The organism is Pseudomonas saxonica (assembly GCF_007858365.1).
Taxonomy (GTDB): Bacteria; Pseudomonadota; Gammaproteobacteria; order Pseudomonadales; family Pseudomonadaceae; genus Aquipseudomonas; species Aquipseudomonas saxonica.
Map to the genome: position 1 here is coordinate 1 of NZ_VFIO01000006.1, position 25,152 is coordinate 25,152.

The window sequence follows — 25,152 nt, forward strand, 5'->3', positions numbered from 1 at the left end:
GCGTACGGCCCTCGCTTCGCTCAGGTGTCCCTCACTCCGGTCCCGCTCCGTGGGCACGCTGCGACGGGCCATCCATGGCCCGATCGCAGCTCTCCCGGCATCCATGCCGGTCGACCCACTCCGCGAAACCTCCACTCGGCCTCCCGAAGGGGCGGCAGATCAAGATCAAGATCAAAAGCAAGAGCAAGAGCAAGAGCAAGAGCAATTGCACCGTAAGCGTCCGGTTAAGTCGCCTTGACGCAAGGGATTGAAGGTAAAGGCGCTGATGCAAGCGTGAGAAGTGGCCAGATATCTATCCAGTTTTTGGACTTGAACCGTTCTTGATAGATCTTTGTTTTCTCCGTGGCAAACTTCCCTGCTGGTCTGATAACCAACCCAAACAGATCATCGAGGCCCAATGGCGCTGCGACCTCGCATGAACCTGACTCTCCTAGTCTGACGGCTACCGCTGTTGCGGTTTCCGGCCAGTAGCGCATTGCGTCGGTCGTTGAAAGGTAGGGTTCATCCCCATTCTGAACATGCATTCTGGCTTGGTTTTTTACAGACCACATTGCAGTCGGGTCTAGCCCTCTGAGGAGCATCTCCAAGGCTTTATCTTCCTCTGGAGAGCAACGTTTATGATCAAACCAAATGACGTCGACGTCTGTTGATACAGGAGAAGGACTGCGCCCGTGTAAATAGTCCCAAACCGCGTTTCGGAGGAAACCTGCTCCTATCCAGCAGTCTGGCAAATTGAGGGAACGCACCATTTTCAGTAGTCGCCAGCGGATGGGATCTTCTGAAATAAGCGCTTGGATTATTGATATATCGTCCACGAAAAACTCCCCTTTTCAAGCTATGCAGATATCCACTGATGCGGCAGCAGTTGCTCGATCTCGCTGGCTCGCTGCGTCGGCAGCCGCGTCAGCACATCCTTGAGATAAGCATAGGGATCATGCCCGTTGATGCGCGCCGACTGGATCAGGCTCATGATCGCCGCCGCTCGTTTGCCGCTGCGCAACGACCCAGCAAACAACCAGTTCGAACGTCCAAGCGCCCACGGCCGGATCAAGTTTTCGATCTGGTTGTTGTCGATGGGCACAGTACCATCTTGCAGGTAGCGCGTTAGCGCTACCCAGCGTTTAAGGCTGTAATCCAGGGCCTTGGCCGTGGCCGAACCCTCGGGCACAAGTTCGCGTTGAGCCAGCATCCACTCATGGAGTTTTTCAGCGATGGGTACCGCTGTTTCCTGGCGTAATCGCCAACGGTCTTCGTCGCTCATGTCCTTGGCGTGCCGCTCGACTTCATACAGCGCGCCAATCGAGTGCAACGCCTGTTCCGCCAACTGACTTTTATTCGCCACGTGCAGGTCGAAGAACTTGCGACGAGCATGCGCCATGCAGCCGATTTCGGTGATACCCGACTCGAAGCTGGCCTTGTAGCCGGCGAAGTCATCGCAGACCAGCTTGCCGTTCCAGGTGCCCAGGAAATTGCGTGCGTGTTCACCGGCGCGGCTGGGGCTGAAGTCGTATACCACAGCCTTTAGGGCCGAGAACGGCGTAGAGCTGTAGGCCCAAACGTAAGCGCGGTGAGTTTTCTTCTCGCCGGGCGCTAGCATTTGTACTGGCGTTTCATCGGCGTGAACCACGCGCTGGGCCAGCACCACTTCGCGCAGTGCATCGACCAGAGGCTGAAGCTGCACGCCGGTTTGGCCAACTCACTGCGCCAGTGTCGAGCGAGGGATGGCCAAGCCGGCACGGCCGAAGATCTTCTCCTGTCGATAGAGCGGCAGGTGATCGGCGAACTTGGCCACCATCACGTGCGCCAGCAGGCCGGCAGTGGGGATGCCCTTGTCGATCACCTGCGGCGGCACCGGGGTCTGAATCAGTGTCTCGCATTGCCGACAGGCCCATTTTCCACGCACATGCTGTTCGACGGTGAACACGCCCGGCGGTTGGCAAAGAGGTAAGCGCAGTGCGGCTTTGCCGCACCGAATACCGCGACCACTCTGGCCAATGCCGTCTCAGTGCCGGCACGGGCGACGGCGATCATGAGTTTGATCCAGTCGGCGCGGCTCAACGGGCATAATCCGTATGCTTATTTGAAGGACGTCCTCACGCGCCTGCCGACGCAACGGACGAGTGAAATAGGTCACCTGCTACCGCGTCAGTGGGTGCCTACATAACTTCATAGGGTGAGCTGTGCGAGCACTTCGTCCGATGACATAACATCGGCATACTCATCACCGAGTATTGCCAAGGTCAGTTCATGAACGGTTGTGGCGTCCCAGGACTTTCCATGCGCCCCGACGACGGGCACGGCTGTCGTGGCGTCTGAGGGAAGGATGATGCTGTATCCGAGTGCTTTTCCCGCACGGACTGTAGCGTCCATGCCGTTATGAATGACAACGCCCGTCAGCACCAAACGCTTTACCTGCATCCCTTTAAGAATGGCATCCAGTTCGGTGCCAATGAAGGCGCAGTTTTCCTGTTTGATGATGACGGTTTCTCCCTTTATCGGGGCAACGTCTTTCTTGATGCCATTCCAGGGGCCATGGACGTAATAGCTGGATGTAGGAGTCTGTTCATCGTGCTTCACGTAAAGAACTGGCCAGCCGTTTGATCGCCAGTGATCGAGAAGGCGTTGGATCACTACCACATACTCAGGATTATTTTTGCCATCCCAATTCGGGCGATCAATGGCATCCTGAACGTCAAGGATAACAAGGGGAATAGGGCTGGATTGATCCTTCATATAATTTCGTCTCCTTTAGGTGGGGCAAGTAGACAGAGTGTGCTGCTACGAGCCTCTACCAGCAACTGATTGCAGCCGAAACTTGCCTGGGAACTGCTATCCGTGAAGCTCTTCGTAATGACCCTCTAGCTTATGCAAGGTGACTTCGGCAGACGCTTACGATGTAGGCATGTAAGGAGTAAATGCTTTCCCCTCTGACGCGTCGCTGCTCTTGCCGCTTTTTGAAAAAAAGGCAGCCGAAAACCCCAAGTGTGTAAAGCTGAATTGGCGAAGGGAATTGTCCTAGCCCAAAATTTTCCCAAATAACCGGTTCTCGTGCGTCTCGTTTTGAAATGTATACGAGGGCGATCCTAGGTGCTCATAACCTTGCCGTGGATAGAACATGAGGGCACGATTGTTCCCAATCCAGACGGTGGCCCAGAGTAGAGATGCGCCGCGAAGGTAGGCATATTTCTCAGCCTCTTCGACCAATCTATATCCGACTCCTTTTCCTGTGAATTTTTCTTGTACATAAAGCCGTTGCAACTCGGACGAATTTGGATGAGAAATCAGATCATGACCAGTGCTCATAGCTACCTGCGCGAACCCAACTAGGTGGTCATCAACCTCTGCGACGATAATAAAAGTGTCCGACTTAGCGATTATCTTTGACAGGTTGTCTGGAGAGAATGATTCCAAGACTTCTTTTGCGATAGAGTCCCGAATTCCCTCTGTAGCATAGGTGTCGAGAAACACCTGCATGCCAAGTACTGCGATACACAGAGCGTCTTGATCCGTCGCATCGCGAATAGCTATCTTTTGTGCTTCAGGCATTCAACTGCTCTCTGTATTGGAGCGTCCAATACACGCGAGTGAATGGGCGTCTCGGTTGGGAATAATCGATTGCCAGTTATGAGGCAATAGGTCGGTAACTTGACCCGCCCGCTGCGTCGGCAACCGCGTCAGCACATCTTTGAGATAGGCATACGGATCATGCCCATTCATGCGAGCCGACTGTATCAAACTCATGACTGCCGAAGCTCGTTTACCGCTGCGCAGCGACCCGGCAAATAACCAGTTCGACCTCCCAAGCGCCCACGGCCGGATTAGGTTCTCGATTTGATTGTTGTCGATGGGCACAGCACCATCTTCCAAGTAGCGCGTCAGCGCTACCCAGCGTTTGAGGCTGTAATCCAGAGCCTTGGCCGTGGCCGAACCCTCGGGCACAAGTTCGCGTTGGGTCAGCATCCACTCATGCAGTTTTTCGGCGATGGGCGCTGCTGTTTCCTGGCGTAATCGCCAGCGATCTTTGTCGCTCATTTCCCCCGAACGTGCTGCTCGACGGTGAACACGCCCGGCGTGTAGTCCAGCTTCTCGCTGACGTCTTCACCGATGCGCTGAAGCTGGCAGCCGCAAGCGCACTGAGTGGTGTCAGGTTCGTGATGGATCACGGTGCGCGGGAACTGCGGCGGCAATGGCGCACGCTTGGGTTGCTGGCGTGGCTCTGTCTGCGCAGGTGGGGGATGAAGGGCTTTTAGCTCCGCCTCGATGGCTTCGAGGTCGGTATTGAGCAGATCATTGAGCAAGCTGCCTTGCGCCGGGCTGATCTGCTCGCTCCGCTTGGCGAACTTGTGCCGCTTGAGAATGGCGATTTCGTGGGTGAGCTGCTCGATGATCGTTTCAGCGATGGATCTTTCTGCTTTGGGTGTCGACCTTGGATATCAACTGCGCAGCCAGCGTGCGCAGTTGTTCAGGGGGCATTTGGTCGAGATCGGGCAAGGAAGTCATGCCGTGGATTTTACCAAAGCAGCCTGAGTGCTACAGCTGAAAGGCAGCGTTTAAAGCAATGTAATTGCGCTGCCCGCACCGACTCGTTGCCAAGGCAATCCCAGCACCAGCGCCTGATGTTGTTCGGGGTCGAGTTCGACGTCCGTGCCACGATGGATGCCGGGCCAATGAAACTTACCTTGGTTCAAGCGCCGTGCCGCCAGCCAGATACCGACGCCGTCGTGCACCAGGACTTTCATCCGGTTCGCCCGGCGGTTGGCAAAAAGGTAAGCGCAGTGCGGCTTTGCCGCACCGAACACCGCGACCATTCTGGCCAATGCCGTCTCAGTGCCGGCACGCGCGGCGGCGATCATGAGTTTGATCCAGTCGGCGCGGCTCAACGGGCATAATCCATATGCTTATTTGAAGGACGTCCTCACGCGCCTGCCGACGCAACGGGCGAGTGAAATAGGTCACCTGCTACCGCGTCAGTGGGTGCCTACATAACTTCATAGGGTGAGCTGTGCGAGCACTTCGTCCGATGACATAACATCGGCATACTCATCACCGAGTATTGCCAAGGTCAGTTCATGAACGGTTGTGGCGTCCCAGGACTTTCCATGCGCCCCGACGACGGGCACGGCTGTCGTGGCGTCTGAGGGAAGGATGATGCTGTATCCGAGTGCTTTTCCCGCACGGACTGTAGCGTCCATGCTGTTATGAATGACAACGCCCGCCAGCACCAAACGCTTTACCTGCATCCCTTTAAGAATGGCATCCAGTTCGGTGCCAATGAAGGCGCAGTTTTCCTGTTTGATGATGACGGTTTCTCCCTTTATCGGGGCAACGTCTTTCTTGATGCCATTCCAGGGGCCATGGACGTAATAGCTGGATGTAGGAGTCTGTTCATCGTGCTTCACGTAAAGAACTGGCCAGCCGTTTGATCGCCAGTGATCGAGAAGGCGTTGGATCACTACCACATACTCAGGATTATTTTTGCCATCCCAATTCGGGCGATCAATGGCATCCTGAACGTCAAGGATAACAAGGGGAATAGGGCTGGATTGATCCTTCATATAATTTCGTCTCCTTTAGGTGGGGCAAGTAGACAGAGTGTGCTGCTACGAGCCTCTACCAGCAACTGATTGCAGGCGAAACTTGCCTGGGAACTGCTATCCCCTGCACCTGCAACCTCCGGATGTTGGATCACTCTGCCACTGATTATTTCAATACTCCGGCGCGTAAAGCTCCCCCGCCTGCGGGTCCAGTAACCGCTGGACTATATCGCTCTGCAAAGCTAATAGTTTGCCATTGCGCTCATTCAGCAAAAGGCATCGCTCTGCACCACTCACCACTTCTTTCCACGCAGTGTGTACCCGTGCTCGCCTGACGGGCGCCAAGTAACCTATCAGGGTATCCATTGCCTGGCTCCCTGCGCCTAGCTGGAAGGCAGCCAACACTTTGCTGCGACGACGAGCACGCCCGCGTACAGCATCAAGCAACAGCAGAATGCTCTCATTGGCCACGTTGATTTCATCCGTGTCACGGGCCAGTAATAGCCCGTGAAGACGGGTCATCTGCTCATTGAGCAGGGCAAAATCCGTGACGTCATCCAATACATCCCGCTCAATGATGCTGAGCAGTTGATCACGCTGACTCAACGACTATCACCCTGATGATAAACAAGCATTGCTGCCGCCAATGCTGCAGTGTCAGTGACCAACTCACCCGCCGCCAACGCGGATTTGAGGCTTGCGACTTTGTCCAGGTCCAGCGTTGGCAGTTGCCCCAAAACTAACTGGATCTGTTCCAGGCCTGGTTTGACACTGGTCGGGGCGCTGACCGCAGCGACGGCTTTGTCTGTGGCAGACGGGCTTTTGCCGGTGCCCGCAGGCTCGGCACATCGGCTAAAACCAGTAGCCGGCTGACGGGTAATTTCCATGATGGGTTCCAGAACCAGGAGGTATAAGAACCCAAGGCGACGCACTGCAGCTCGTACTTAAATAATTTTTCAAAAAAAATCTGCTCCGCTTTGTTCTTCCCTGCCAACCCGGTAGCTGGTCTAAATGGACGATGTACCCACGACCCTGTCCGTGGAATAACTCGATAACTAGAACAAAACCGGGAGAACCCGTTGTGAATTCATTTGTGCGCCCTACCTGGCGAACTCACTACGCATTAGGCGTATTGGCTGCCATTTACGTGTTCAATTACATCGACCGGCTGCTGATGGCGATTTTGATCGAACCAGTGAAAGCTGAATTCGGCATTTCCGACACCGGTATCGGACTGCTTTCAGGCGTGACGTTCGCGGTGTTTTACACGGTGTTCGGCTTTCCGCTGGGGCGCCTGTCCGACCGTATCGGGCGCAAACCCGTCATCGCGCTCAGTTGCATTGCCTGGAGCCTGATGACGATTTTCTGTGGCCTCGCCGCCAGTTTCACGATGCTGGTGGTCGCCCGCATCGGGGTGGCTATCGGTGAGGCCGGAGGCACCGCGCCGTCGATGGCGATGGTCTCCGATCTGTACCCACCAGAACGGCGCTCAACCGCCCTTTCTGTCCTGATGCTGGGCTCCAGCCTGGGCGCTATTTTTGGCTTGGGGCTGGGCGGCTGGATCGCTCAACACTACGGCTGGCGCACTGCCTTTGTGGTGATCGGCGCACCGGGCATTTTCCTCGGTTTGCTGTTGATGCTGACCGTGCGGGCGCCCAAACCGACGATGCTGGTCAATCCACGGCAAGCTGTGCAAACACATTGGGCCAAGACTATCCGCGAGCTGTTTCAAACTCCGTCTTATCTGTGGCTGGTACTGACCGGGGGATCAGCGGCCATCGCCGGCTATGCCATCGGCACCTGGAGCCCCAGCTTCCTGATCCGTTCCCACGGTTTAAGCCTGCAAGATGCAGGGTTGTTGGCAGGGGTGGCCGGAGGCGCAGGGGCGACGTTGGGCACACTCACTTGCGGCATTCTCTGCGACCGTCTGGCGCGCCGCGACAAGGGTTGGCAAATCGGTGTGCCGTTAATTGGCACGCTGATCAGTATCCCGTTTGGCCTTGCCTACTTCCTCTGGCCCGTCGGCACTGCGTTTTCAATCGGTAACACGCCAGTGCCCACAGCATTCCTGTTTTACAGCGTGTTCAGTTTCTTCGGTACGTGGTGGGCAACGCCGTGTCTGGGGGCTATCTCGCATCTGTTCCCGGCGACTCGACTGGCGCAAGCGACCGCTATTTTCGTGATGGCCATGACCTTGCTCGGTGTCGGCGTTGGCCCGCTGTTGATTGGCATGCTCAGTGACGGCTTCGCCCATCGACTGGGCAGCGAAGGCCTGCGTTATGCCCTGGCGTCCTGTGTATCGCTGCTGGTAGTGGCCTCGGTTTTCCTGGCCATGGCCTTGCCGCGCTACCGTAATCACCTGAACCACATCGCGCCGTCGCCCGCCCCTTTGGCGAACGCTGTCAGCGCCTGATATTTGGAGAGCCTGTAATGACTGAACAAGACCTGCCACTGCCGATCGGCCACTTCGTCACCCTCGACAACGGCCTGCGCCTGCACTTTCTCGACGAGGGCAGCGGACCGGTCGTGCTGTGGTTGCACGGCAGTGGCCCGGGCGCCAGCGGCTACAGCAATTTCAAAGGCAACTACCCCCAATTTGTCGCCGCCGGCTTTCGCAATCTGGTGGTGGACTTGCCGGGTTTCGGGCGCTCGGACAAACCCGAAGACGTGAACTACGATCTCGACTTTTTCGTCAAAACCATCTCCGGGTTTCTCAAGGCGGTGGGCGTCAAACGCGCGATTCTGCTCGGTAACTCACTGGGCGGCGCGATCGCGCTGGGCCTGGCGCTGGCAGAGCCCGAACGTGTAGAGAAGTTGATTCTCATGGCACCGGGGGGCGTGGAAGAACGTGAAACGTACTTCAAGATGATCGGCATCCAGCGCATGGTCGAGTTGTACAGCGCCGGGCCGCTGGGCATTGAACAAATGCGGCGGATTATGAGTTTGCAATTGTTCGACAGTTCGCAACTGGACGACAACCTGCTGGCCGAACGCGTGGCCGTGGCCATCCACCAGCCACGTAATCTGTTCGCCACCATGATGGTTCCGAACATGACTGATCGCCTCGAAGAGCTGCAAGCGCCGATCCTCGGATTCTGGGGCACTGATGACAACTTCAACCCTGCCTCTGGCGCCCTGAAAGTGCTGAAGCATGCACCCAATGCCCGCTTTATCATGCTCAATCGCTGCGGCCACTGGGTTCAGGTCGAGCACCGCGAGTTGTTCAACAAGGCCTGCCTGGACTTTCTGCGAAGCTGACCGAGGCCTGAAGCTTCATCTCCATCACTTGAGCTCGGACTGAAATAACAATGACAAAATTCCCTCAGTTGCTGGCACCCGGACGCATCGGTTCACTCCAGCTGCGTAACCGCATCATCATGGCGCCAATGGGTTCCAATTTCGCTGAAGCCGATGGTCATTGTGGTGAACGCATTCAAGCGTATTACGAAGCCCGCGCCCGAGGCGGCGCCGGTTTATTGATCATGGGCGTGTGCTCGGTGGCGTTTCCGGCCGGCACCGCGGAGCCCTTTCAGGTGGGGGTGTCCAGCGATGAATTCCTCCCCGGTCTCAGCCGCCTCGCTGAACGTGTTCACCAACACGGTGCGAAAATTGCGATGCAACTGCAACACGCCGGCAAGACCTCGGTGCGTGACATGGCTGAAGGTCGGCAGCTGTGGGTGCCCTCAGTACCACCAGTGCTGCAAAGCGACATGATGGCGGCCTTGACACCCGAAGAGCTGAACAACTTTGTCAGCTCCATGAAACGTCGCGCTGAAGGCTCGCCGATCCGGGTTATGGACGACGCCGACATCGCGCAAATGATCGACTGGTTTGCCATGGCAGCCGACCGAGCCAAAAGAGCCGGGTTCGACGGTGTCGAAATACACGCGGCCCACGGCTACATCATTGCCGGTTTCCTGTCCTCTTATTACAACCAGCGTGAAGACGATTATGGCGGCTCGCTGGAAAACCGTGCCCGCCTGCTGCTGGACATCATCGCCGCCGTGCGGGCCAAGGTCGGTGATGAATTTGCCGTGTGGCTGAGGCTCGATGCCCAAGAACTGCACACCCCCAACGGCATCAGTTTGCAGGACGCTCAGGCCGTGGCGCGCATGGCTGAGGCCGCTGGCGTGGATGCGGTCAGCGTATCGGCCAGCGCGCGCATCATCAGCGGCGTGGTATTTACCGAAGCACCACTGGTGCAAAAGCCCGACGGCTTTCTGGAATGGACAGCGGCGATCAAGCGCAGCATCAATCTGCCCGTGATTGCGGTGGGCCGTATTGAACCGCAGTCAGGCGAAGCCGCCTTGAAACGCGGCGACTGTGACTTTATCGCCATGGCCCGCAAGCTGCTGGCCGACCCTGAGCTGCCGAACAAATTGATCAATGGCCAGGAAAACACCATCAGGCCGTGCATTTACTGCTATGTCTGTGTCAGCCAGATCTTTATCAACGAACGGGTCAAGTGCGCCGTCAACCCCATGACCGGGCATGAATTTGAATACGTCATCAGCCCGGCACTCACAGCCAAACATATCGTGATCATCGGCGCCGGGCCTGCCGGCATGGAAGCGGCTCGTGTCGCGGCCCTGCGCGGGCATCGGGTGACATTACTGGAGCGCAGCGACCGTCTGGGCGGCACCCTGTTCTTTGCTGGCCTGGCCTATGCCGAAAATGCCCGGCTGCTGGACAACCTCAAGGTGCAGGTGCAGCTATCTTCGATTGATGTTCGCCTCAACACCACGGCCAGCCCTGCCCTGTTGCGCGACTTGGCTGCCGATCAGGTGCTGGTGGCGGTGGGTGCCGAACGTTCAGCCCCGGCCATTCCCGGCGCCGAGCTGGACCATGTCTGGAGCGGGGACGAATTGCGCCGTTTGATGACCGGCGACCGCGCGGATGAAATTGCCAAACGTAAACTGTCCTTCACCCAGCGCACCCTGATGAAAGCCGGCAGTTTGGCCGGTGTGACGGACAGCAGCGAAGCCTTGCAAAAACTGTCGCGGATGTGGATGCCCCTGGGCAAGCGCGTGACCATCATCGGCGGCGGACTGGTGGGGCTGGAACTGGCCGAATTTCTGCTGGCCCGAGGCCGACAGGTGACTGTGCTCGAAAGCGGCACACATTTGGGCCGCGAACTGGCCATTGTGCGGCGCTGGCGGGTGCTGCATGAAATCCGTGTGCACGGTGGCGATCTCAAGACCGGCGCAAGTGTGACGGCCATTGACGGCAAGGGCGTGCATTATCAAATGGCTGATGGACAAGCTGCGTACAGTGAAGCCGACTCGGTGGTGCTGGCCATCGGTGCTCAGCCCAATACCGATTTACTGGATGAACTGAGCCGGGCGGGATTACCCGCCAGCAGCATTGGTGATTGCCACAGTATTGGTTATATCGAGGGGGCGATCAGCGCGGGCCATAAAGCCGGCCGCGAAGCCTGAAGCAGCAGCGGGCTGTAACCTGATTCAAACACCGAGTGGGATTTCGGCTAGCCTTTACTGTCGCTAAGCTGAACATGAAATTTTCTTAAGAAACGTTTCAGCTTTTTGTGGGCAAAATGTGCTCACCGACAAAAAGCCCACTCAGGTGAAGGTATGCCCCGCATTTTGACCATCGAAGACGATGCCGTAACGGCAAAAGAGATCGTGGCTGAGTTAAGCAGCCACGGACTGGAAGTCGATTGGGTCGCCAATGGCCGCGAAGGATTGGTACGCGCCGTCAGCGGTGATTATGACCTGATCACCCTCGACCGCATGCTCCCTGAACTCGACGGTCTGGCCATTGTGACCACCTTGCGCACCATCGGCGTCAGCACACCGATTCTGATGATCAGCGCCCTGTCCGATGTTGATGAACGTGTTCGTGGCCTGCGCGCCGGTGGCGATGACTACCTGACCAAACCCTTTGCCAGCGACGAAATGGCCGCCCGGGTTGAAGTCTTGTTGCGCCGTAAAAGCCCGGTCGACAAACACGAAACCTCGTTGCGTGTGGCCGATCTGGAGCTGAACCTGATCACCCGCGAAGCCAGTCGCGCCGAGCAGCAACTGAGCCTGCTGCCCACCGAATACAAACTGCTGGAATTTTTGATGCGCAACACCGGGCAAATCCTCTCGCGCATGATGATTTTTGAAGAAGTCTGGGGCTATCACTTCGACCCTGGCACTAACCTGATCGACGTGCACATTGGCCGTCTGCGCAAAAAAATTGATCCTCAGGGCCTGGTGCCATTGATTCGCACCGTTCGAGGCTCCGGCTATGTCATTGCCGAACCCCTCTAAGGGCTGGCGCTCCTCCAGCAGCCGACTGCTGGCGCTGTACAGCTTCTTGTTCGTGGCCTGGAGTTGCATCCTCATGGGGGTGCTGTATTACGAAGTGTCGGACTATCTGGGCAACCTGGCCAAGCACTCATTGATGCAACGCCAGCACCTGTTTTCACGCTTTCAGGGCGAGCAGCTGGACGAAGCGCTGGCCACCAGCCTGACGTTCGATATGCGCACCGTGGATGCTTACGGGCTGTTTGATGCGCAAAAGCGACCGCTAAGCGGCCCCATCCAGAGCATTCCTGAAGACCTGCCGCTGGATGGTGAAATCCATGAGTTGAGCACTTGCATCGTTTCCGATGACCCCAACCTGCCGCAAGACAGCTGCGACGCCGTAGCCACGCAGACTCACGATGGTCGCTGGCTGGTGCTGGTGCGCGATAACGGCTCACTGTTTGCTGTGACGCGGATCATTCTTCACGCGCTGTTGTGGGGTATATCGCTGACCATCATCCCCGGCATTGCTGGCTGGCACTTATTGCGCCGACGCCCATTGCAACGGGTGCGCGCGATTCAGGCCAGCGCCGAAGCCATCGTCGCGGGTGACTTGACCTATCGCCTGCCGCTGTCGGATCGACGCGATGAGCTCGACATGCTGGCCGCGATTGTCAACGCCATGCTCGACCGTATTGAGCTGTTGATGCATGAGGTCAAAGGCGTGTGCGACAACATCGCCCACGACCTGCGCACCCCGCTGACCCGGCTGCGAGCTCAGTTGTACCGGATTCAACAGCAAGCGGCAGAAGGTTCCCCTGAAGCCCTGCAACTGGAAGAAGTGATCGGTGAAACTGACACCCTGATGGCGCGCTTTCGCGGGTTGTTGCGGATTTCCGAGCTGGAAGACCACCAGCGTCGCTCGGGCTTCTTGCAACTCGATCCCTTGCCTTTACTTCAGGAACTGTACGACTTTTATCTGCCACTGGCAGAAGAAGGCCAGATCACGTTGGTTCTCGATGCTGCCGAACCGCTCCCAAGCTTGGTCGGCGACCGTGCCTTATTGTTTGAAGCGCTGAGCAACTTGTTGAGCAATTCGATCAAATTCACCCCGCCTGGTGGTGAGGTGATTTTGCGTGCAGTCAACGATGAAGGTAGCCCGCGTATTGAAGTGCTGGATACCGGGCCGGGTATTCCGGAGGCTGAGCGTGTGGCGGTATTTCAGCGTTTTTATCGGTGTGATGACACCCATGCAGGCTTCGGGCTGGGGTTATCCATTGTGGCGGCGATTGTCAGTTTGCATGGTTTTACACTGGAGGTGCGTAACCGCGACAACGGCGGTGCCTGGTTGACGCTGCACTGTCGGCAGAGTTTGATCAATAACCTGTAAGCACTGCGAATGCTATAGATACCCTCATCGCCACCGAGATTTTGATCTGCTTTTGATCTGGCTTTTGATCTTGATCTGCTGCCCCGTCGGGAGGCCGAGTGGAGGTTTCGCGGAGTGGGTCGACCGGCATGGATGCCGGGAGAGCTGCGATCGGGCCATGGATGGCCCGTCGCAGCGTGCCCACGGAGCGGGACCGGAGTGAGGGACACCTGAGCGAAGCGAGGGCCGTACGCAGGGGCAAGGCCTTTTTGCTTATTTTTGTGGTGGTCCGACACTCGGCTGTTTGACAAAAGTGAGCCGCCGTAAGGGCGGAACCCGTAGAAAGCCGTGATACATGAAATGGATATGTACACAGGCCGATTAAAAGCTGCAAGTACGTATCCATTTATTAGCGTCTAGCTGAAGTAATGGTTACGCCCTTACGGCGTGTCACTTTGCAAAAGCCGAGTGTCGGACCGTGACAAAGTAACCAAAACGCTTCCGCTCCCGCGTACGGCCCTCGCTGCGCTCAAGTGTCCCCAACCGAGCTACAACAGCATCACCCCTACAGCCCACATCGGGGCAAAACTCACCGGCAACCACACCGCCAGCCGTGGCCGGTAAGGCAGCAGCATAAGCAGCGCGAAACCACTTAACGAGATCAGCCCGAAACAGCCAACCGGGCCCATCGCCCATCCCCACGCCTGGCCACTGAAGTAAAAACTCAGTGCCAGACTCAACCAGCCGCCACCACGTAATAACCGACGCAGTCGTGGCGACGGCGCGGTATGCCAGACCTGTTTGTAGTGGCGTTCAAGCCCCTGACACAACGCCAGCATGGCGATGTAGGCACAGGCCAGCGCTGCAAAGAAATGACCCGCCATATCAGTTGCCCTCAGCCATTGCACCACTGTTACGACGCGGCATACGCACCGCCGCCGGTTGCGAGACTTTCCAGCTGGCCCACAGCAATAAAGCCCCCAGGCCCATCGCTGTCAGTTCCACACCTGCACGGCTGGGAAGTGCCCACGGGGCGTTGACCGTCAATACGCTGAGCAACGGCAATGTCAGGCACATCACCCCCGCCACCGCCAATTGCTCACGCCAGGCCTGCATCCGCGAACGAAACAGGGCATGGCCCACGCTCAACGCCCAGATGCAAAAGAACACATTCAGTTCGGCCGCCCCGCGGTCTGTCATGCCCGCAGGCAGCAACCGATTGGCCCACAGCAGGCTGATGCAAGCCAGACACAAACCAGCCATGACGGCCACGTTTATTGCTTCAACCAGCCGATACAGCACCTGCCCTACCCGGCCTTCACTGGCGTATTTCCGTCGACGCTTGACCGTGAACAAGACCAGGCCGCTGCCGATCATGGCAGTGCTGATCAAACCGCACACAAAGTACAGCCAGCGCATCGGGTATCCACCAAATTGAGCGAAGTGCAGCCCGGAAATAACTCGGTGCGTGAGAACGCTGGCTCGCATGTCTGTCGGCCCGGACAGCTGTTCGCCAGTGACCCCGTTAAACCGCATACCCTGGCCCTTGGTCAGGGCGATGCGGTTGCCCAGCAGTGGCCGAATCTGGATTTCGGCAGTGCTCTGCCCGGGGTTACTGATACTCACCCCTCCCAAGGGCCCCATCACCTCACGGGCTTTGGCCAGCAGCGGAGCCATCTGCACCAGAGGAGCAGGTTCGGCTCGTACTCCGCGTGCAGCTTCGCGCACCGCAGGCGCTGCATCTTGGGCCTTGAAAAAGGCTTCACGGTTGCCATCAAACAACGCGTCCATCGCGGCCGGCATGTAGATGATCAAAAATATCGCCAGACCGCTGTAAGTAATCATCAGGTGGAACGGCAGCAACAGCACAGCGCTCGCATTATGGGCATCTAGCCAGGAGCGCTGCCCCTTGGCCGGGCGGAAGGTGAAGAACTCCTTGAAGAATTTTTTATGAATCACGATGCCGCTGATCAATGCAGCCAGCATGCCCATTGCCAACGCGCCCACGAGATAAATGCCGATCATGCGCGGCAGGTGCAAGGTGAAGTGGAAACCGAAAAAGAACATCCCGCCTGCCGTTTCACGCACCGGCAAGACCTCGCCGGTGTCGGGGTCCAGACTCACCGAAACGCCATCACGGCGCCCGCCGGTTGAAGCCTGAAGCTGGGGCGAACGTTCGTTGGGCAAGCTGATACCCCACTGCCTGGCATCGGCCTTGTGTTCACTCAGATAGCCCAGCGCCAATTGCACTGCCTGCTCATCGCTCAGGTGGTGCGCAGGCAACTCCGGCTGCATCCAGTTATCGAGTTCCTGATCAAACACCGCCAGGCTGCCGGTCAGAAAAATCACCAACAACAACCAGCCGACAATCAAGCCGCCCCACGTGTGCAGCCAGGCCATTGATTGGGTCAGGGTCTGTTTCATCCAAGACGCTCCAGCCATTGCGGCCAAAAACCGATTGTGGCTAACGGCACCGCCAATACCGGGCCCATCCAGGCAGCCCACTGATGACGGGCAGCGAAGGCCCACAAAATAGCCAGGGTGTAGATCACAAAAGACAGCAGGCTGGCAACGATCAGCGAGTCCACATTGTCCAGCGGTAATACCCGCGCCAAAGCCGCCGTAAAGGCATAGGTAAAGACATAGCCGCCCACCAGTGCTGCCAGTGTGCGGGACAGGATCGGCAGCCAGGCCGAGGTTGCAAGTTTCATGGGTTCAATCCTTCACATGCTCTGTTTTTTTGCCTGCGCCAGATGCGACAACGGCGCGACACCCGCTACTTCAGATGTCACGCCATAAATGCCCGCACAGCCAACTGTGACAGGGCCCACCAGAGGATCAGAACGAACTGGTCACCGAGGCGAAATAAGCACGGCCCGCTTCGTTGTAGGTCTGCGCCCCGGCCTCATCCGAGTTGCCCTTGCGGTACAAGTGCTTGTCGAACAGGTTATTGATGCCCAGGCGCACGCTGAGGTGCTTATTGAACTCATAACCACTGCTCACGCCTACCAAACCGTAGGGATCGAGCGGAATCTGTACCGACTTGTCGAGTTCTTCGTTAGCCCGGTTGTTGCGCTTGGGCGCTTCCTGCTTGCCGTAGTAGGTGCCACTGACCTGGAAGGACAGTTTTTCTGTAGCGTACCAGTCGAGCATCGTATTCAAGGTGTACTTTGGAATGATGCTCAACGGATCACCGGTTTCCTTGTCCTTGCTTTCGATCATGTAGGTCAGGTTGGTGTTCCAGTCCAGATCGTCGCGCAGGCTGACAAACAGGTTGCCCTCGATCCCTTGCACAATGGCCTTGCCACTGTTCTCCCATTGCAGGACACGACGCCCGTTGGGCAAGCGGAATACTGCTTCGTTACTGGCGTTGATCTTGTTTTGATAGTCGTTGCGAAAATACGTACCGCTGGTGCGCCACGTTCCTTTGTCGAACGCCAGGCCAATCTCTTTGTTGATGCTGATTTCCGGCTTGAGGTCGGGGTTACCCACCAGATAGCAACCACCGAGGTTCACCTCGACGGAACTGCAACCCTGGCCGCGACTGTACAACAGGTAGTTGGGGTTGGATTGATACAGGTTCGGGGTTTTATAGGCACGGGCTATACCTCCCTTGATGCTCAGTTCATCGGTGATCTGATGAGACGCGTTGAGGCTCGGGCTCCAGTTGCCGCCGAACTCATTATGGTGATCGAATCGAACCCCCGGCGTGACAATGGTTTTGGCACCGACTTCGATGTTGTCTTCAACGTAAAACGCATAACTGTTGGCGGTTGTTTTGGTTTGTGTGCGGTCGGTGCCTGGCAGCCCCGGAGTGCCATCCGCGCCAGGGTCCCAGCTTTGCGGACGCAACGAGCCCGGATCATTCAACGATTCGTAAAGGTATTCGCCGCCCACCGTCAGCACCTGCTCTGTGCCCATGTGCAACGGCAGGTTCAATTCACCTGTGGCCCGCGTATTGCGCAAGCGTGACTCAAACGAGCCGGCGCTTTCAGAAGGTGCGCCTTCACCATAACCGGCCAGGCCTTCATTCAAACGTGAGTTGCGGGTCAGGTCGTGCGTCAGCGACGCTTTGGTTGAGCCCCAGTCAAACACGCCATTGTGCGTCGCGGAAAAGGTGCTGCGCTGAAGCACAGTGGTTTCTTTACCGGTCAGGCTGTTAACAAAATCTCCGCCACTGTTGAGCATGGTGTCACCGGCAAAGATGTTGCCCTGACGACTGTAACTGGCCTCCAGATCGAGACTCTGCTCAGGGGTGAACTGCCAGCTGAGCAAGCCATTGACGTCTTTGTTGCGCACCCCTTCACGGCCGGCCACCACACTGTCGGGTGACGCTTGCGCGGCCGTGTTGATGCCGGGATCGTCAGCATCGGTCTTGTTCACACCGCCATACACGCGAAATACCAGATCTTCGGTGATCGGGCCGCTGAGATTGAAGTTGGTGCGTTTACTAATGCCTTCGGCCTTGTCTTCAGGTGACAGGTAATAGGCTGTCAGCGAGCCGCTGAGTTTGTCGGCGGGCCTCTTGGTGATGATATTCACCACCCCGCCCATCGCCCCGGAACCGTAGCGAGCGGCGGCCGGGCCACGCAGGATTTCAATACGTTCGACTTCTTCGGCCGGCACCCAGTTGGTTTCGCCACGGGTATCACGGTCTCCACTCCAGCCATAGCGCTGGGCGTTGCGTGAAGCAGACGGTTTGCCGTCAATCAGGATCAGCGTGTTTTCCGGGCCCATGCCGCGCAGATCGATCTGGCGGTTGTTGCCACGAGCACCACTGGCGCTGTTACCCGTCAAGTTGACCCCCGGCTCACGGCGGATGATTTCGGAAAGATCATTCGCGGGTGGGCGCTTCTTGATGTCTTCTGCGGTGATAATCGAGACACCCGGTGCCTGTTTCAATTCTTGTGCGGCGGTGCCCAGCACACGGGTTTCTTCAAGTTGCAGTGCTTGTCTCGTCCCGTCGACCGGCAGGTCGCTGGCTTCTATCGGCACTTCATCGCGTTCGCGTTCCAGCGTGTCAGCCAGTAACGTTGGCGACGTCAGAGCGGCCAGGATAGCCAGTGAGAAATGACTGCGTTTAAATCGAGACGGCATGTCCAGTTGATCCTTAACCAGGGAGAATGCTCAGCAGGCCATAGGCTGGAAATCGCTCGCGCAGGCCCAAAGGGCACAACGTGTCTAGCTATTCCCGGCACTGCGAGACGCGCAATGATAAAGAATCTCATTTAAGAGTAAAGCGCAAATGATACTGCTACTCATTTGCGAGATTGCAGTTTCCCAGTCTCTATGGGCTATTCCTGCAGATTAATTTCATTACAAAATGTAAAACAGCTGAAATACACCGCATTATCAACCTGACTTAACGTCCCTCTTTTGAGCTTGCCCCCATGACCCAAGAACTCCAAATAATCGACCTGCACCGTGGCGAAGGTAAAACCGTGGTTAAAGGCGCCTTGATCACCACGCAGTACACTGGATGGCTGGCAGACGGTACGGTGTTTGACTCATCTCACGAACGTGGCAAGCCGTTCCAGTGTGTCATTGGCACCGGTCGCGTGATCAAGGGCTGGGACATCGGTTTGATGGGCATGCAGGTGGGTGGCAAACGCAAACTGCTGGTGCCCGCACAGCTGGCCTATGGTGAAAGAAGCATGGGCGCCCATATCAAGCCGAACTCAGACCTGACCTTTGAGATCGAACTGCTGGAAGTGCTGACGCGCGACGATTGAGCTCGCGTCATAAATAGGATGATTTTCAGGAGATAAGCGCGAGTGAATCGATTCTTCATGCGGTTTTTGACGCTTGCTCTATTCATAACCGTGGCGGGTTGTAGCACTCAGCCAGCGCAACCGGTGCGCTCGCCGGATCAAATACGTGCACGGATCGTACAACTGCTCCCGAGCACCGTGCAGGACCGTCAAGGTTGGGCGACTGATATACAGACCGCCTTTGCCGTCCAAGAACTGGACCCGACAGATGAAAACATTTGCTCGGTGCTGGCCGTCACTGAGCAAGAGTCGACCTTTCAGGCAGACCCACCCGTACCGGGTCTGGCGAAAATCGCACGCAGCGAAATCAACCGGCGCGCCAGCAAGCTGCATATCCCGGAATTTGTGCTGCGCAGTGCGCTGAATATCACTTCGCCCAATGGCAAGACCTATAACCAGCGCCTGGATACGGCCCGAACCGAGGGCCAACTGAGCGCGATTTTCGATGATTTCATTGGCATGGTACCGCTGGGTAAAACCCTGTTTGGCAGTTTGAACCCGGTACACACCGGCGGCCCGATGCAGGTCAGCATCGCTTTTGCACAAAAACAGGCACGCGATTATCCGTATCCAGTCACCGAGTCGATTCGTCATGAGGTTTTCACCCGACGTGGCGGCATGTATTTCGGCATTGCTCACTTATTGGGGTATCCGGTGGATTACCCACGATCACTGTACCGCTTCGCCGACTTCAATGCCGGCTGGTACGCCAGTCGTAATGCTGCGTTCCAAAATGCTGTCAGCAAGGCTTCCGGTATCCCGTTGGCACTGGATGGCGATCTGACCATTCCTGATTCCTATGCGGTCGGTGCCACCGAACGAGCCGTTCGCGCATTAGGCAAACAGTTGGATCTCAGCGAAAACGCCATTCGCAACCAGCTGCTCAAAGGCAACAGCCTGGACTTAAACGACACGGCGGTTTACCAGCGCGTCTATGCCCTCGCAGACCGCAAAAATGGCCAGCCACTGCCCCGCGCCGTATTGCCGGGTATTTCCCTGCAAAGCCCTAAAATCACCCGTAATCTGACGACTGCCTGGTTTGCCCAGCGTGTCGATGAACGGCGGCAACGCTGTATGAACCGGGCTAAAGCGCAGCCAAGCCTATGATAAATTCAGATACGAACAATTCAGTTGAGAAACACCAGATGTGGAGTAGTGTCGATCCTAATCATTCCAAGGACAATCCTATGGGACTCGCAGCCCGACACATCGAACCCGACATCAACAGCCCGGAGGCAGGCCGCGTTGCGCTGACCTTTTTCTTCAACCTGATGCAACATTGGGGTTGCACCAAGGATCAGCAATGCACCTTACTGGGGGCCATCGGCAATACCACCTATTTCAAATATAAAAAGCTGCCCGTCGTGCGCCTGCCCCACGATACCCTTGAACGTATTTCCTACCTGATGGGCATCCATAAATCCTTGCGCATTTTGTTCAGCAATCAGCCGGAACGCGCCTACGGCTGGGTGCACAAGCCCAATACCGCAGCGCCATTCAACGGCCAAAGTGCATTGAGTTACATGCTGGGCGGTCAAGTGGTCGATCTGGCTGACGTGCGACGCTATCTCGATGGCGTACGTGGTTGATGCGGGCGGTGCTGCCCGCATGGGACAACGCATGGCGAATCATCAACAGCGCGTTCCCGCCCATCTCGGTGTTTGAAGACACCCTTGACCCGGCAGACCTTGATATCGCCTTTGCGCTTGAAAGTTTGACCAATGACCGCCTGCGCGATCAGGCGGGCTTGATCACCCGGGTTAGCCCGCAAGACCGCCTGTGTGGTGCAGGGTCCACCCCGGTGATGGCTGCGTTCACCCATATAGGTCGAGCCAGCCGTTTTACCGATGGCAGCTATGGCGTGTATTACTGCGCCAGCAGCGTTGAAGCGGCGATTGCCGAAACCTGCTTTCATCAGGAGCAATTCTGGCGCGCCACGTGCGAAGCCAGTATCGAAATCACTCTGCGTACCTACATCAATCAGATCTGTCAGCCGATGATCGATGTGCGCCGAAAAACAGCGCTGCACCACCCCTCGCCCGAGACCTATGGCACCTGCCAGGCCTTCGCCCGCCCTTTGCGCGAAGACGGTGCCTGGGGGCTGCTGTACAAGAGCGTGCGGCTCAAAGGTCACGAATGCGTAGCAGCCTTTCGCCCTCCAGCCCTGTCGCTGCCGGTTCAAGGCCCGCACTTTCGTTATGTCTGGGATGACAAGCAGCAGGCCATTGCGTGGGTGTTACAGATCAGTGAAGTCGCGTTTTAAACACAACCCACACACCGGTTTAAACCAACACCGCTGTGTCACACGATGCACTGTTTGAACAATTCCTCCTTGATAATCAACAGTGCATCTTCGTAATAGCGCTCGCCCCGCGCTTCACTGAGCAACACCGAACGCACACTGCCCTCGCCTTCTGCAGGCGTGTGCTCACAGGTGAGGTAAAACTCGGCGGTGTCCGGTTTGAATTCCAGGTAATAGAACAACTCACGGCCTTCGCGGTGCCAATAGCCTATCTCTCTGCGCATGGGTATCCCTGGTCAATGTGAACCGGGCCACACAGTACCCGCATCGTCCAAAAACGCAAATCCCCCGTCACACACCCCCCGCTCGCCCTCGAAATCTTTACCCAAACCAACAAATCTGAACATTTACAGAACAAAAGTTACAACTTGGCACAAATATTTCTTGTCATTTCTCGTTCGTAATCTTCAGGCCGGGCACACAACGCCCAGGGTGGCTGTAACGCCCCCATTGCGAGCAGGGACGGCATCCACGTCCGCATTCAGTGCAAGGACTGGCCAAAAGTCAGGTCCAAGACCCGCTGTTATAAAGGAATATTCACGATGTGCTTAGTGTGCCTTATGCCAACCATGCCTCGCCGCACGACCCCTTTGCGCCCCCTGCCTCTGCGCCCTTGTTCTCCGGGCACCGACACATAGCCCGACCCGCGCTGTGACGCCCCGCTCTGTGCGCTGGGCGTTTGCTAGACGTACTCCGTGATCGACAACCTGCGTGCCTGGCGGCGCCGTGTGTGCTGCCACATCGACTCGTTTGTCCTTATCCAAGAAAGGTCAGTCATGTCTGAAGTTGACGCTATTACCGTTCCTCCTGATCGGCCGTGGGCCTTCGTGTGGCACTACATCCGCCTCTATCCCGGCTGGTACTGGGGCATTGCACTCCTGCAAATCGGCGCCGCCATGACCGCGACCTTGATGCCTTATGCCATTGGCCGCATTACCGGGGCGGTGAGTGACGGATTATGGGATCAGAGCGACCTGCTACAGGCCAGTCTCCCTGCACTCGGTCTTTTATTGGGCCTTGGGGTCGCGCAGATGCTCTGTGCCCGGGGCGCTACCTTTTGCATGATCATGGTTCGCCCGCATCAGAAAGTGCGCATCACCCGTGACCTGTTTGCCTATCTGCAACAACACTCACCGCGTTATTTCGGCGAGCACTTTGCTGGCAGTCTGGCCCAACGGATCAGTGAAGGCAGTATTGGTCTGTTGGACACCACGTGGGTATTGATCGTGGAGATGCTGCCGATTCTGGCGGTGTTGATCACAAGTCTCGTGCTGTTGACGCTGGCCTCGCCGTGGCTTGGCCTGAGCTTGCTGGTGTGGGTGATGTGTTACTCCCTGTTGGCGTACGCGCTGTCGCGTAAAGCTCAAGTACTCGCCCATGAACATGCGCAAACACGCAGTGTCACCACCGGCAAGATTGTTGATGCGGTAGGCAACCTGAGCAGCATCCGCCTGTTTGCCCGCCAGGGTTTTGAACTCGACTACTTGACCCGCTTTCAGGCCAAAGAAAAGAAAGCCGCCCAGCGTTCCTTCTTCTATCAGGAAAAAATCCGCCTGTTGCAGGACAGTTTATCGATCCTGTTGCGGGTCGGTCTGGTGGCCCTGGCGTTGTACTTGTGGCAGTTGGGCAAAATCGATGTCGGTCAATTGGTCATGGTTGCAACTCTGGGCCTGATGATTGTGGCGCAATGCAGTTTTCTCAGCATGCAGTTCATGCACTTGTTCGAGTTTGTCGGCAACATTGAAAACAGCATCAATACGCTGCTGCAACCTCATGAAATGCCCGACCGGGAAAAAGCCCAACCGGCTGTTATCAACAAAGGCGTGATTGAGTTTCGTAATGTCAACTTCAGCTATAACCCCGGCGCGCCGATTTTCAGAAACTTCAATTTGCACATTCGCGCAGGCCAACGGGTCGGTATTGTTGGCCAGTCAGGTTCTGGAAAGTCCACCCTGCTGAGTCTTTTACTGCGCTCTTATGACCCGCAAAGTGGAACCATTGAAGTTGACGGTACGGACATCCAGAATATGACTCAACAGTCATTACATCGTCATATTGGTTTAATTCCTCAAGAGCCCGGTCTGTTTCATCGCACCTTAAAAGAAAACATTGGCTATGGCGATGTACTCGCCAGTGACGCACATATTGTGCAGGCCGCAAAACGTGCTCATGCCCATGACTTTATCCTGCAAATGCCGGACGGTTATAACGCCTTGATCGGTGAACGCGGGGTCAAACTGTCGGGTGGCCAGCGCCAGCGCATTGCAATCGCTCGTGCGTTACTTAAAAACGCACCGATACTGGTCCTTGATGAGGCCACTGCCAGCCTCGACTCAGAGACTGAAAGCCTCATCCAGGGCAGCCTGGATGACATCATGGCGGACAAGACGGTGCTGGTCGTGGCCCACCGCCTTTCGACCATTGCCCATCTGGACCGCATCGTTGTACTGGATAAGGGCACCATTATCGAAGACGGCAGCCATGCCCAATTGCTGGAGCGCCGCGGGCTGTATTACCGGCTATGGCAGCATCAATCAGAGGGGGCATTAAGCGAAACCGACCCCACGCTGACAACTGCCTGATGCTCAACACACGTGTCAAACCCAGCGCTTTAAATTAAAACCGTTTTACCGAATAAACTGAACAAATAAGTGCACTAATACTTGGCACACTCCTGTCACTTTGGTGCACTTATTCAGGACAGCAATGCTTTAGTGTCAGATTGTCCAACAATCTTAATACCCCACTTAGTCGCGAGTAATTTATAAATAAGGGGCCTGCAACATAGGCACTAACCCTGTTTATAAAACACTCTAAATGCCGTACTTATTTATCCTGCCATGCACCCAACTTTGACGTTCTTGGCACAGCCGTTGCTTTACTTAACTTAACAAAACTACACGTGCTTCAGGCACTGACTTATCACCGATTTATCGGGAGCCAAGATGAAGTATTTGCCACGTAGCCCTTAACGCTAGAGATAAGTGAAACCTCACTTATCGAACGACTGAACCGACCATTCTCGTCCCTGCGTGCAAGGGCGAACGGAGCCTTATTGCCCTTCATTTAGTCGAGGGACTGTTAATGAGTGACGAGGTAAAAAACCAGACCCGCCCAGCGCCAGTGCTAGATGCTGAACGGATTAAACAGTGGACGCACATCAAACATGTGCCCAATACCTCGCAGCCGGGGGGTTTGGGCAAGCCGCAGATCATTATGTTGATTGGCGCGGTGGTGTTGCTGCACGCCAGCGCCTGGTGGTTTTTCCAGCAGGCCAAGGCTGAACCGTTGATCACCCCACCCGAAATACCGGAAATGACCGTTGAGCTGACCAGCCCCGCGCCGCCGGCCCCTCCGGTGGAAGAACCGCCGCCGCCCCCACCACCGCCCGAACCCGAAACACCGGAGGTGGATGAGGATGCGGTCAAGGAACCGCCCAAGCCGGTGGAGAAACCCAAGCCCATCGAAAAACCCAAGCCAGTGGTCAAGCCTAAACCGGTGCAAAAGCCACAGCCGGTCAAACCTGCACCACCGGCACCGGCTGCACCCGCAGCACCAACGGCGCCAACCGCCCCACCAGCGCCCGCCGCAGCGCCCGGCCCGGTTAAAGAAACCGCAGCCGTATCCGGGTTGGCGAGTTTGGGCAACCCACCGCCGCAATACCCGTCTCTGGCGTTGCGCCGCAGTTGGGAAGGCACCGTGGTGTTGCGCATCAAAGTGCTGCCCAACGGCCGTGCCGGCACCGTGGAAGTGACCAAGTCCAGCGGCAAGCAGGCATTGGATGACGCGGCTGTAGAAGCGGTTCGCAACTGGAAGTTTGTGCCGGCCAAACGCGGCGACACACCCATTGAAGGTTTTGCCACCCAGACCATCGCTTTCAAATTACCGGAATAACCCTGTCGGTTACCGACACTTACTTAGTTAG

Annotated in this window: 23 protein-coding genes and 4 pseudogenes; 13 read left to right on the top strand and 14 right to left on the bottom strand. The window is 56.7% G+C overall.

Features of this window, described 5'->3' with window-relative positions:
* Positions 1–224: 224 nt before the first annotated feature.
* Together FJD38_RS15370 and tnpC are read right to left on the bottom strand one after the other, a co-directional pair.
* Entirely contained in the window at positions 225–815 is a 591-nt protein-coding gene (locus FJD38_RS15370; protein WP_244302737.1) for a nucleotidyltransferase family protein, read from the bottom strand.
* 20 nt (positions 816–835) lie between these two features.
* A pseudogene (tnpC, locus tag FJD38_RS15375) lies at positions 836–1,930 on the bottom strand (IS66 family transposase); the annotation flags it as partial.
* An 84-nt stretch (positions 1,931–2,014) separates the two neighbouring features.
* Between tnpC and FJD38_RS15380 the strand changes: the two are divergent.
* Positions 2,015–2,164 (top strand): annotated as a pseudogene (locus FJD38_RS15380) (transposase domain-containing protein); the annotation flags it as partial.
* Between the two features lie 2 nt (positions 2,165–2,166).
* Here FJD38_RS15380 and FJD38_RS15385 read toward each other — a convergent pair.
* From FJD38_RS15385 to tnpB, 4 genes and pseudogenes are all read right to left on the bottom strand, one after another.
* Positions 2,167–2,733, bottom strand: a complete 567-nt coding sequence (locus FJD38_RS15385) for an isochorismatase family protein (protein WP_146386107.1) — start codon at positions 2,731–2,733, stop codon at positions 2,167–2,169.
* A 282-nt stretch (positions 2,734–3,015) separates the two neighbouring features.
* Entirely contained in the window at positions 3,016–3,546 is a 531-nt protein-coding gene (locus FJD38_RS15390; RefSeq protein ID WP_244302738.1) for a GNAT family N-acetyltransferase, read from the bottom strand.
* Positions 3,547–4,500 (bottom strand): annotated as a pseudogene (locus tag FJD38_RS15395) (IS66 family transposase).
* A 50-nt stretch (positions 4,501–4,550) separates the two neighbouring features.
* The gene (gene tnpB, locus FJD38_RS24665; protein ID WP_208727520.1) at positions 4,551–4,853 is read right to left on the bottom strand and encodes an IS66 family insertion sequence element accessory protein TnpB; all 303 of its coding nucleotides are present in this window, start codon (positions 4,851–4,853) and stop codon (positions 4,551–4,553) included.
* On the opposite strand from tnpB, the pseudogene FJD38_RS15405 reads away from it, so the two are divergent.
* Positions 4,834–4,986, top strand: a pseudogene (locus FJD38_RS15405) (transposase domain-containing protein); the annotation flags it as partial. The gene tnpB and the pseudogene FJD38_RS15405 sit on opposite strands and share 20 nt — an antisense overlap.
* Before the next feature lie 2 nt (positions 4,987–4,988).
* Here FJD38_RS15405 and FJD38_RS15410 read toward each other — a convergent pair.
* The 3 genes from FJD38_RS15410 to FJD38_RS15420 form a co-directional block, all read right to left on the bottom strand.
* Complete coding sequence (locus FJD38_RS15410; RefSeq protein ID WP_146386109.1) at positions 4,989–5,555, bottom strand: isochorismatase family protein; 567 nt, start codon at positions 5,553–5,555, stop codon at positions 4,989–4,991.
* A gap of 150 nt (positions 5,556–5,705) precedes the next feature.
* Complete coding sequence (gene flgN / locus FJD38_RS15415) at positions 5,706–6,140, bottom strand: flagellar export chaperone FlgN (RefSeq protein WP_146386111.1); 435 nt, start codon at positions 6,138–6,140, stop codon at positions 5,706–5,708.
* A complete protein-coding gene (locus tag FJD38_RS15420) occupies positions 6,137–6,421 on the bottom strand; it encodes a flagellar biosynthesis anti-sigma factor FlgM (RefSeq protein ID WP_146386113.1) in 285 nt (94 codons plus the stop codon). Before FJD38_RS15420 ends, flgN begins: the two co-directional genes overlap by 4 nt.
* Before the next feature lie 194 nt (positions 6,422–6,615).
* Between FJD38_RS15420 and FJD38_RS15425 the strand changes: the two genes are divergently transcribed.
* The 5 genes from FJD38_RS15425 to FJD38_RS15445 all read left to right on the top strand — a co-directional run bounded on the left by FJD38_RS15425 (position 6,616) and on the right by FJD38_RS15445 (position 13,175).
* Positions 6,616–7,947, top strand: coding sequence for a spinster family MFS transporter (locus tag FJD38_RS15425; RefSeq protein WP_122783608.1), 1,332 nt, complete (start codon positions 6,616–6,618; stop codon positions 7,945–7,947).
* Between the two features lie 17 nt (positions 7,948–7,964).
* The gene (locus tag FJD38_RS15430; protein ID WP_122783607.1) at positions 7,965–8,792 is read left to right on the top strand and encodes an alpha/beta fold hydrolase; all 828 of its coding nucleotides are present in this window, start codon (positions 7,965–7,967) and stop codon (positions 8,790–8,792) included.
* A gap of 50 nt (positions 8,793–8,842) precedes the next feature.
* A complete protein-coding gene (locus FJD38_RS15435) occupies positions 8,843–10,972 on the top strand; it encodes an oxidoreductase (protein ID WP_146386115.1) in 2,130 nt (709 codons plus the stop codon).
* A gap of 153 nt (positions 10,973–11,125) precedes the next feature.
* Entirely contained in the window at positions 11,126–11,809 is a 684-nt protein-coding gene (locus FJD38_RS15440) for a response regulator transcription factor (RefSeq protein WP_122783605.1), read from the top strand.
* Entirely contained in the window at positions 11,787–13,175 is a 1,389-nt protein-coding gene (locus FJD38_RS15445) for a sensor histidine kinase (RefSeq protein ID WP_122783604.1), read from the top strand. The genes FJD38_RS15440 and FJD38_RS15445 overlap by 23 nt, the downstream gene beginning before the upstream one ends.
* Before the next feature lie 527 nt (positions 13,176–13,702).
* On the opposite strand, the gene FJD38_RS15455 is transcribed toward FJD38_RS15445, so the two are convergent.
* From FJD38_RS15455 to FJD38_RS15470, 4 genes are all read right to left on the bottom strand, one after another.
* Complete coding sequence (locus FJD38_RS15455; protein ID WP_146386117.1) at positions 13,703–14,038, bottom strand: DUF3325 domain-containing protein; 336 nt, start codon at positions 14,036–14,038, stop codon at positions 13,703–13,705.
* 1 nt (position 14,039) lies between these two features.
* A complete protein-coding gene (locus tag FJD38_RS15460; RefSeq protein WP_146386119.1) occupies positions 14,040–15,578 on the bottom strand; it encodes a PepSY-associated TM helix domain-containing protein in 1,539 nt (512 codons plus the stop codon).
* Positions 15,575–15,865, bottom strand: coding sequence for an iron transporter (locus tag FJD38_RS15465; protein WP_122783601.1), 291 nt, complete (start codon positions 15,863–15,865; stop codon positions 15,575–15,577). Before FJD38_RS15465 ends, FJD38_RS15460 begins: the two co-directional genes overlap by 4 nt.
* Before the next feature lie 127 nt (positions 15,866–15,992).
* Positions 15,993–18,251 (bottom strand): FepA family TonB-dependent siderophore receptor, encoded by a 2,259-nt coding sequence (locus FJD38_RS15470; RefSeq protein WP_146386121.1) that lies wholly within the window; start codon positions 18,249–18,251, stop codon positions 15,993–15,995.
* Positions 18,252–18,544: 293 nt separating this feature from the next.
* Between FJD38_RS15470 and FJD38_RS15475 the strand changes: the two genes are divergently transcribed.
* From FJD38_RS15475 to FJD38_RS15490, 4 genes are all read left to right on the top strand, one after another.
* Positions 18,545–18,886 (top strand): FKBP-type peptidyl-prolyl cis-trans isomerase, encoded by a 342-nt coding sequence (locus FJD38_RS15475; protein ID WP_122783599.1) that lies wholly within the window; start codon positions 18,545–18,547, stop codon positions 18,884–18,886.
* 57 nt (positions 18,887–18,943) lie between these two features.
* Complete coding sequence (locus FJD38_RS15480; RefSeq protein ID WP_146386371.1) at positions 18,944–20,032, top strand: DUF1615 domain-containing protein; 1,089 nt, start codon at positions 18,944–18,946, stop codon at positions 20,030–20,032.
* Positions 20,033–20,112: 80 nt separating this feature from the next.
* Positions 20,113–20,514 carry an MbcA/ParS/Xre antitoxin family protein gene (locus FJD38_RS15485; protein WP_146386123.1) on the top strand — a complete coding sequence of 134 codons (402 nt, stop codon included), beginning with the start codon at positions 20,113–20,115 and terminating at the stop codon, positions 20,512–20,514.
* Positions 20,514–21,188: an RES family NAD+ phosphorylase gene (locus FJD38_RS15490; RefSeq protein WP_146386125.1), complete on the top strand. Its 675-nt coding sequence runs from the start codon at positions 20,514–20,516 to the stop codon at positions 21,186–21,188. Before FJD38_RS15485 ends, FJD38_RS15490 begins: the two co-directional genes overlap by 1 nt.
* A gap of 38 nt (positions 21,189–21,226) precedes the next feature.
* Here the strand turns inward: FJD38_RS15490 and FJD38_RS15495 are convergent, their stop codons facing one another.
* A complete protein-coding gene (locus FJD38_RS15495; protein WP_122783595.1) occupies positions 21,227–21,451 on the bottom strand; it encodes a hypothetical protein in 225 nt (74 codons plus the stop codon).
* 552 nt (positions 21,452–22,003) lie between these two features.
* Here FJD38_RS15495 and FJD38_RS15500 point away from each other — a divergent pair.
* Together FJD38_RS15500 and FJD38_RS15505 are read left to right on the top strand one after the other, a co-directional pair.
* Positions 22,004–23,809 carry an ABC transporter ATP-binding protein gene (locus FJD38_RS15500; RefSeq protein ID WP_146386127.1) on the top strand — a complete coding sequence of 602 codons (1,806 nt, stop codon included), beginning with the start codon at positions 22,004–22,006 and terminating at the stop codon, positions 23,807–23,809.
* Positions 23,810–24,311: 502 nt separating this feature from the next.
* Positions 24,312–25,121, top strand: a complete 810-nt coding sequence (locus FJD38_RS15505) for an energy transducer TonB (RefSeq protein WP_146386129.1) — start codon at positions 24,312–24,314, stop codon at positions 25,119–25,121.
* Positions 25,122–25,152: the final 31 nt, after the last annotated feature.

Bases quoted from the DNA above. Each gene is read 5' to 3' on its own strand.
- FJD38_RS15385 (WP_146386107.1), bottom strand. From the start codon at position 2,733: ATGAAGGATCAATCCAGCCCTATTCCCCTTGTTATCCTTGACGTTCAG.
- FJD38_RS15390 (WP_244302738.1), bottom strand. From the start codon at position 3,546: ATGCCTGAAGCACAAAAGATAGCTATTCGCGATGCGACGGATCAAGAC.
- tnpB (WP_208727520.1), bottom strand. From the start codon at position 4,853: ATGATCGCCGCCGCGCGTGCCGGCACTGAGACGGCATTGGCCAGAATG.
- FJD38_RS15410 (WP_146386109.1), bottom strand. From the start codon at position 5,555: ATGAAGGATCAATCCAGCCCTATTCCCCTTGTTATCCTTGACGTTCAG.
- FJD38_RS15420 (WP_146386113.1), bottom strand. From the start codon at position 6,421: ATGGAAATTACCCGTCAGCCGGCTACTGGTTTTAGCCGATGTGCCGAG.
- FJD38_RS15430 (WP_122783607.1), top strand. From the start codon at position 7,965: ATGACTGAACAAGACCTGCCACTGCCGATCGGCCACTTCGTCACCCTC.
- FJD38_RS15435 (WP_146386115.1), top strand. From the start codon at position 8,843: ATGACAAAATTCCCTCAGTTGCTGGCACCCGGACGCATCGGTTCACTC.
- FJD38_RS15440 (WP_122783605.1), top strand. From the start codon at position 11,126: ATGCCCCGCATTTTGACCATCGAAGACGATGCCGTAACGGCAAAAGAG.
- FJD38_RS15445 (WP_122783604.1), top strand. From the start codon at position 11,787: ATGTCATTGCCGAACCCCTCTAAGGGCTGGCGCTCCTCCAGCAGCCGA.
- FJD38_RS15455 (WP_146386117.1), bottom strand. From the start codon at position 14,038: ATGGCGGGTCATTTCTTTGCAGCGCTGGCCTGTGCCTACATCGCCATG.
- FJD38_RS15460 (WP_146386119.1), bottom strand. From the start codon at position 15,578: ATGAAACAGACCCTGACCCAATCAATGGCCTGGCTGCACACGTGGGGC.
- FJD38_RS15465 (WP_122783601.1), bottom strand. From the start codon at position 15,865: ATGAAACTTGCAACCTCGGCCTGGCTGCCGATCCTGTCCCGCACACTG.
- FJD38_RS15470 (WP_146386121.1), bottom strand. From the start codon at position 18,251: ATGCCGTCTCGATTTAAACGCAGTCATTTCTCACTGGCTATCCTGGCC.
- FJD38_RS15475 (WP_122783599.1), top strand. From the start codon at position 18,545: ATGACCCAAGAACTCCAAATAATCGACCTGCACCGTGGCGAAGGTAAA.
- FJD38_RS15480 (WP_146386371.1), top strand. From the start codon at position 18,944: ATGCGGTTTTTGACGCTTGCTCTATTCATAACCGTGGCGGGTTGTAGC.
- FJD38_RS15485 (WP_146386123.1), top strand. From the start codon at position 20,113: ATGGGACTCGCAGCCCGACACATCGAACCCGACATCAACAGCCCGGAG.
- FJD38_RS15490 (WP_146386125.1), top strand. From the start codon at position 20,514: ATGCGGGCGGTGCTGCCCGCATGGGACAACGCATGGCGAATCATCAAC.
- FJD38_RS15495 (WP_122783595.1), bottom strand. From the start codon at position 21,451: ATGCGCAGAGAGATAGGCTATTGGCACCGCGAAGGCCGTGAGTTGTTC.
- FJD38_RS15500 (WP_146386127.1), top strand. From the start codon at position 22,004: ATGTCTGAAGTTGACGCTATTACCGTTCCTCCTGATCGGCCGTGGGCC.
- FJD38_RS15505 (WP_146386129.1), top strand. From the start codon at position 24,312: ATGAGTGACGAGGTAAAAAACCAGACCCGCCCAGCGCCAGTGCTAGAT.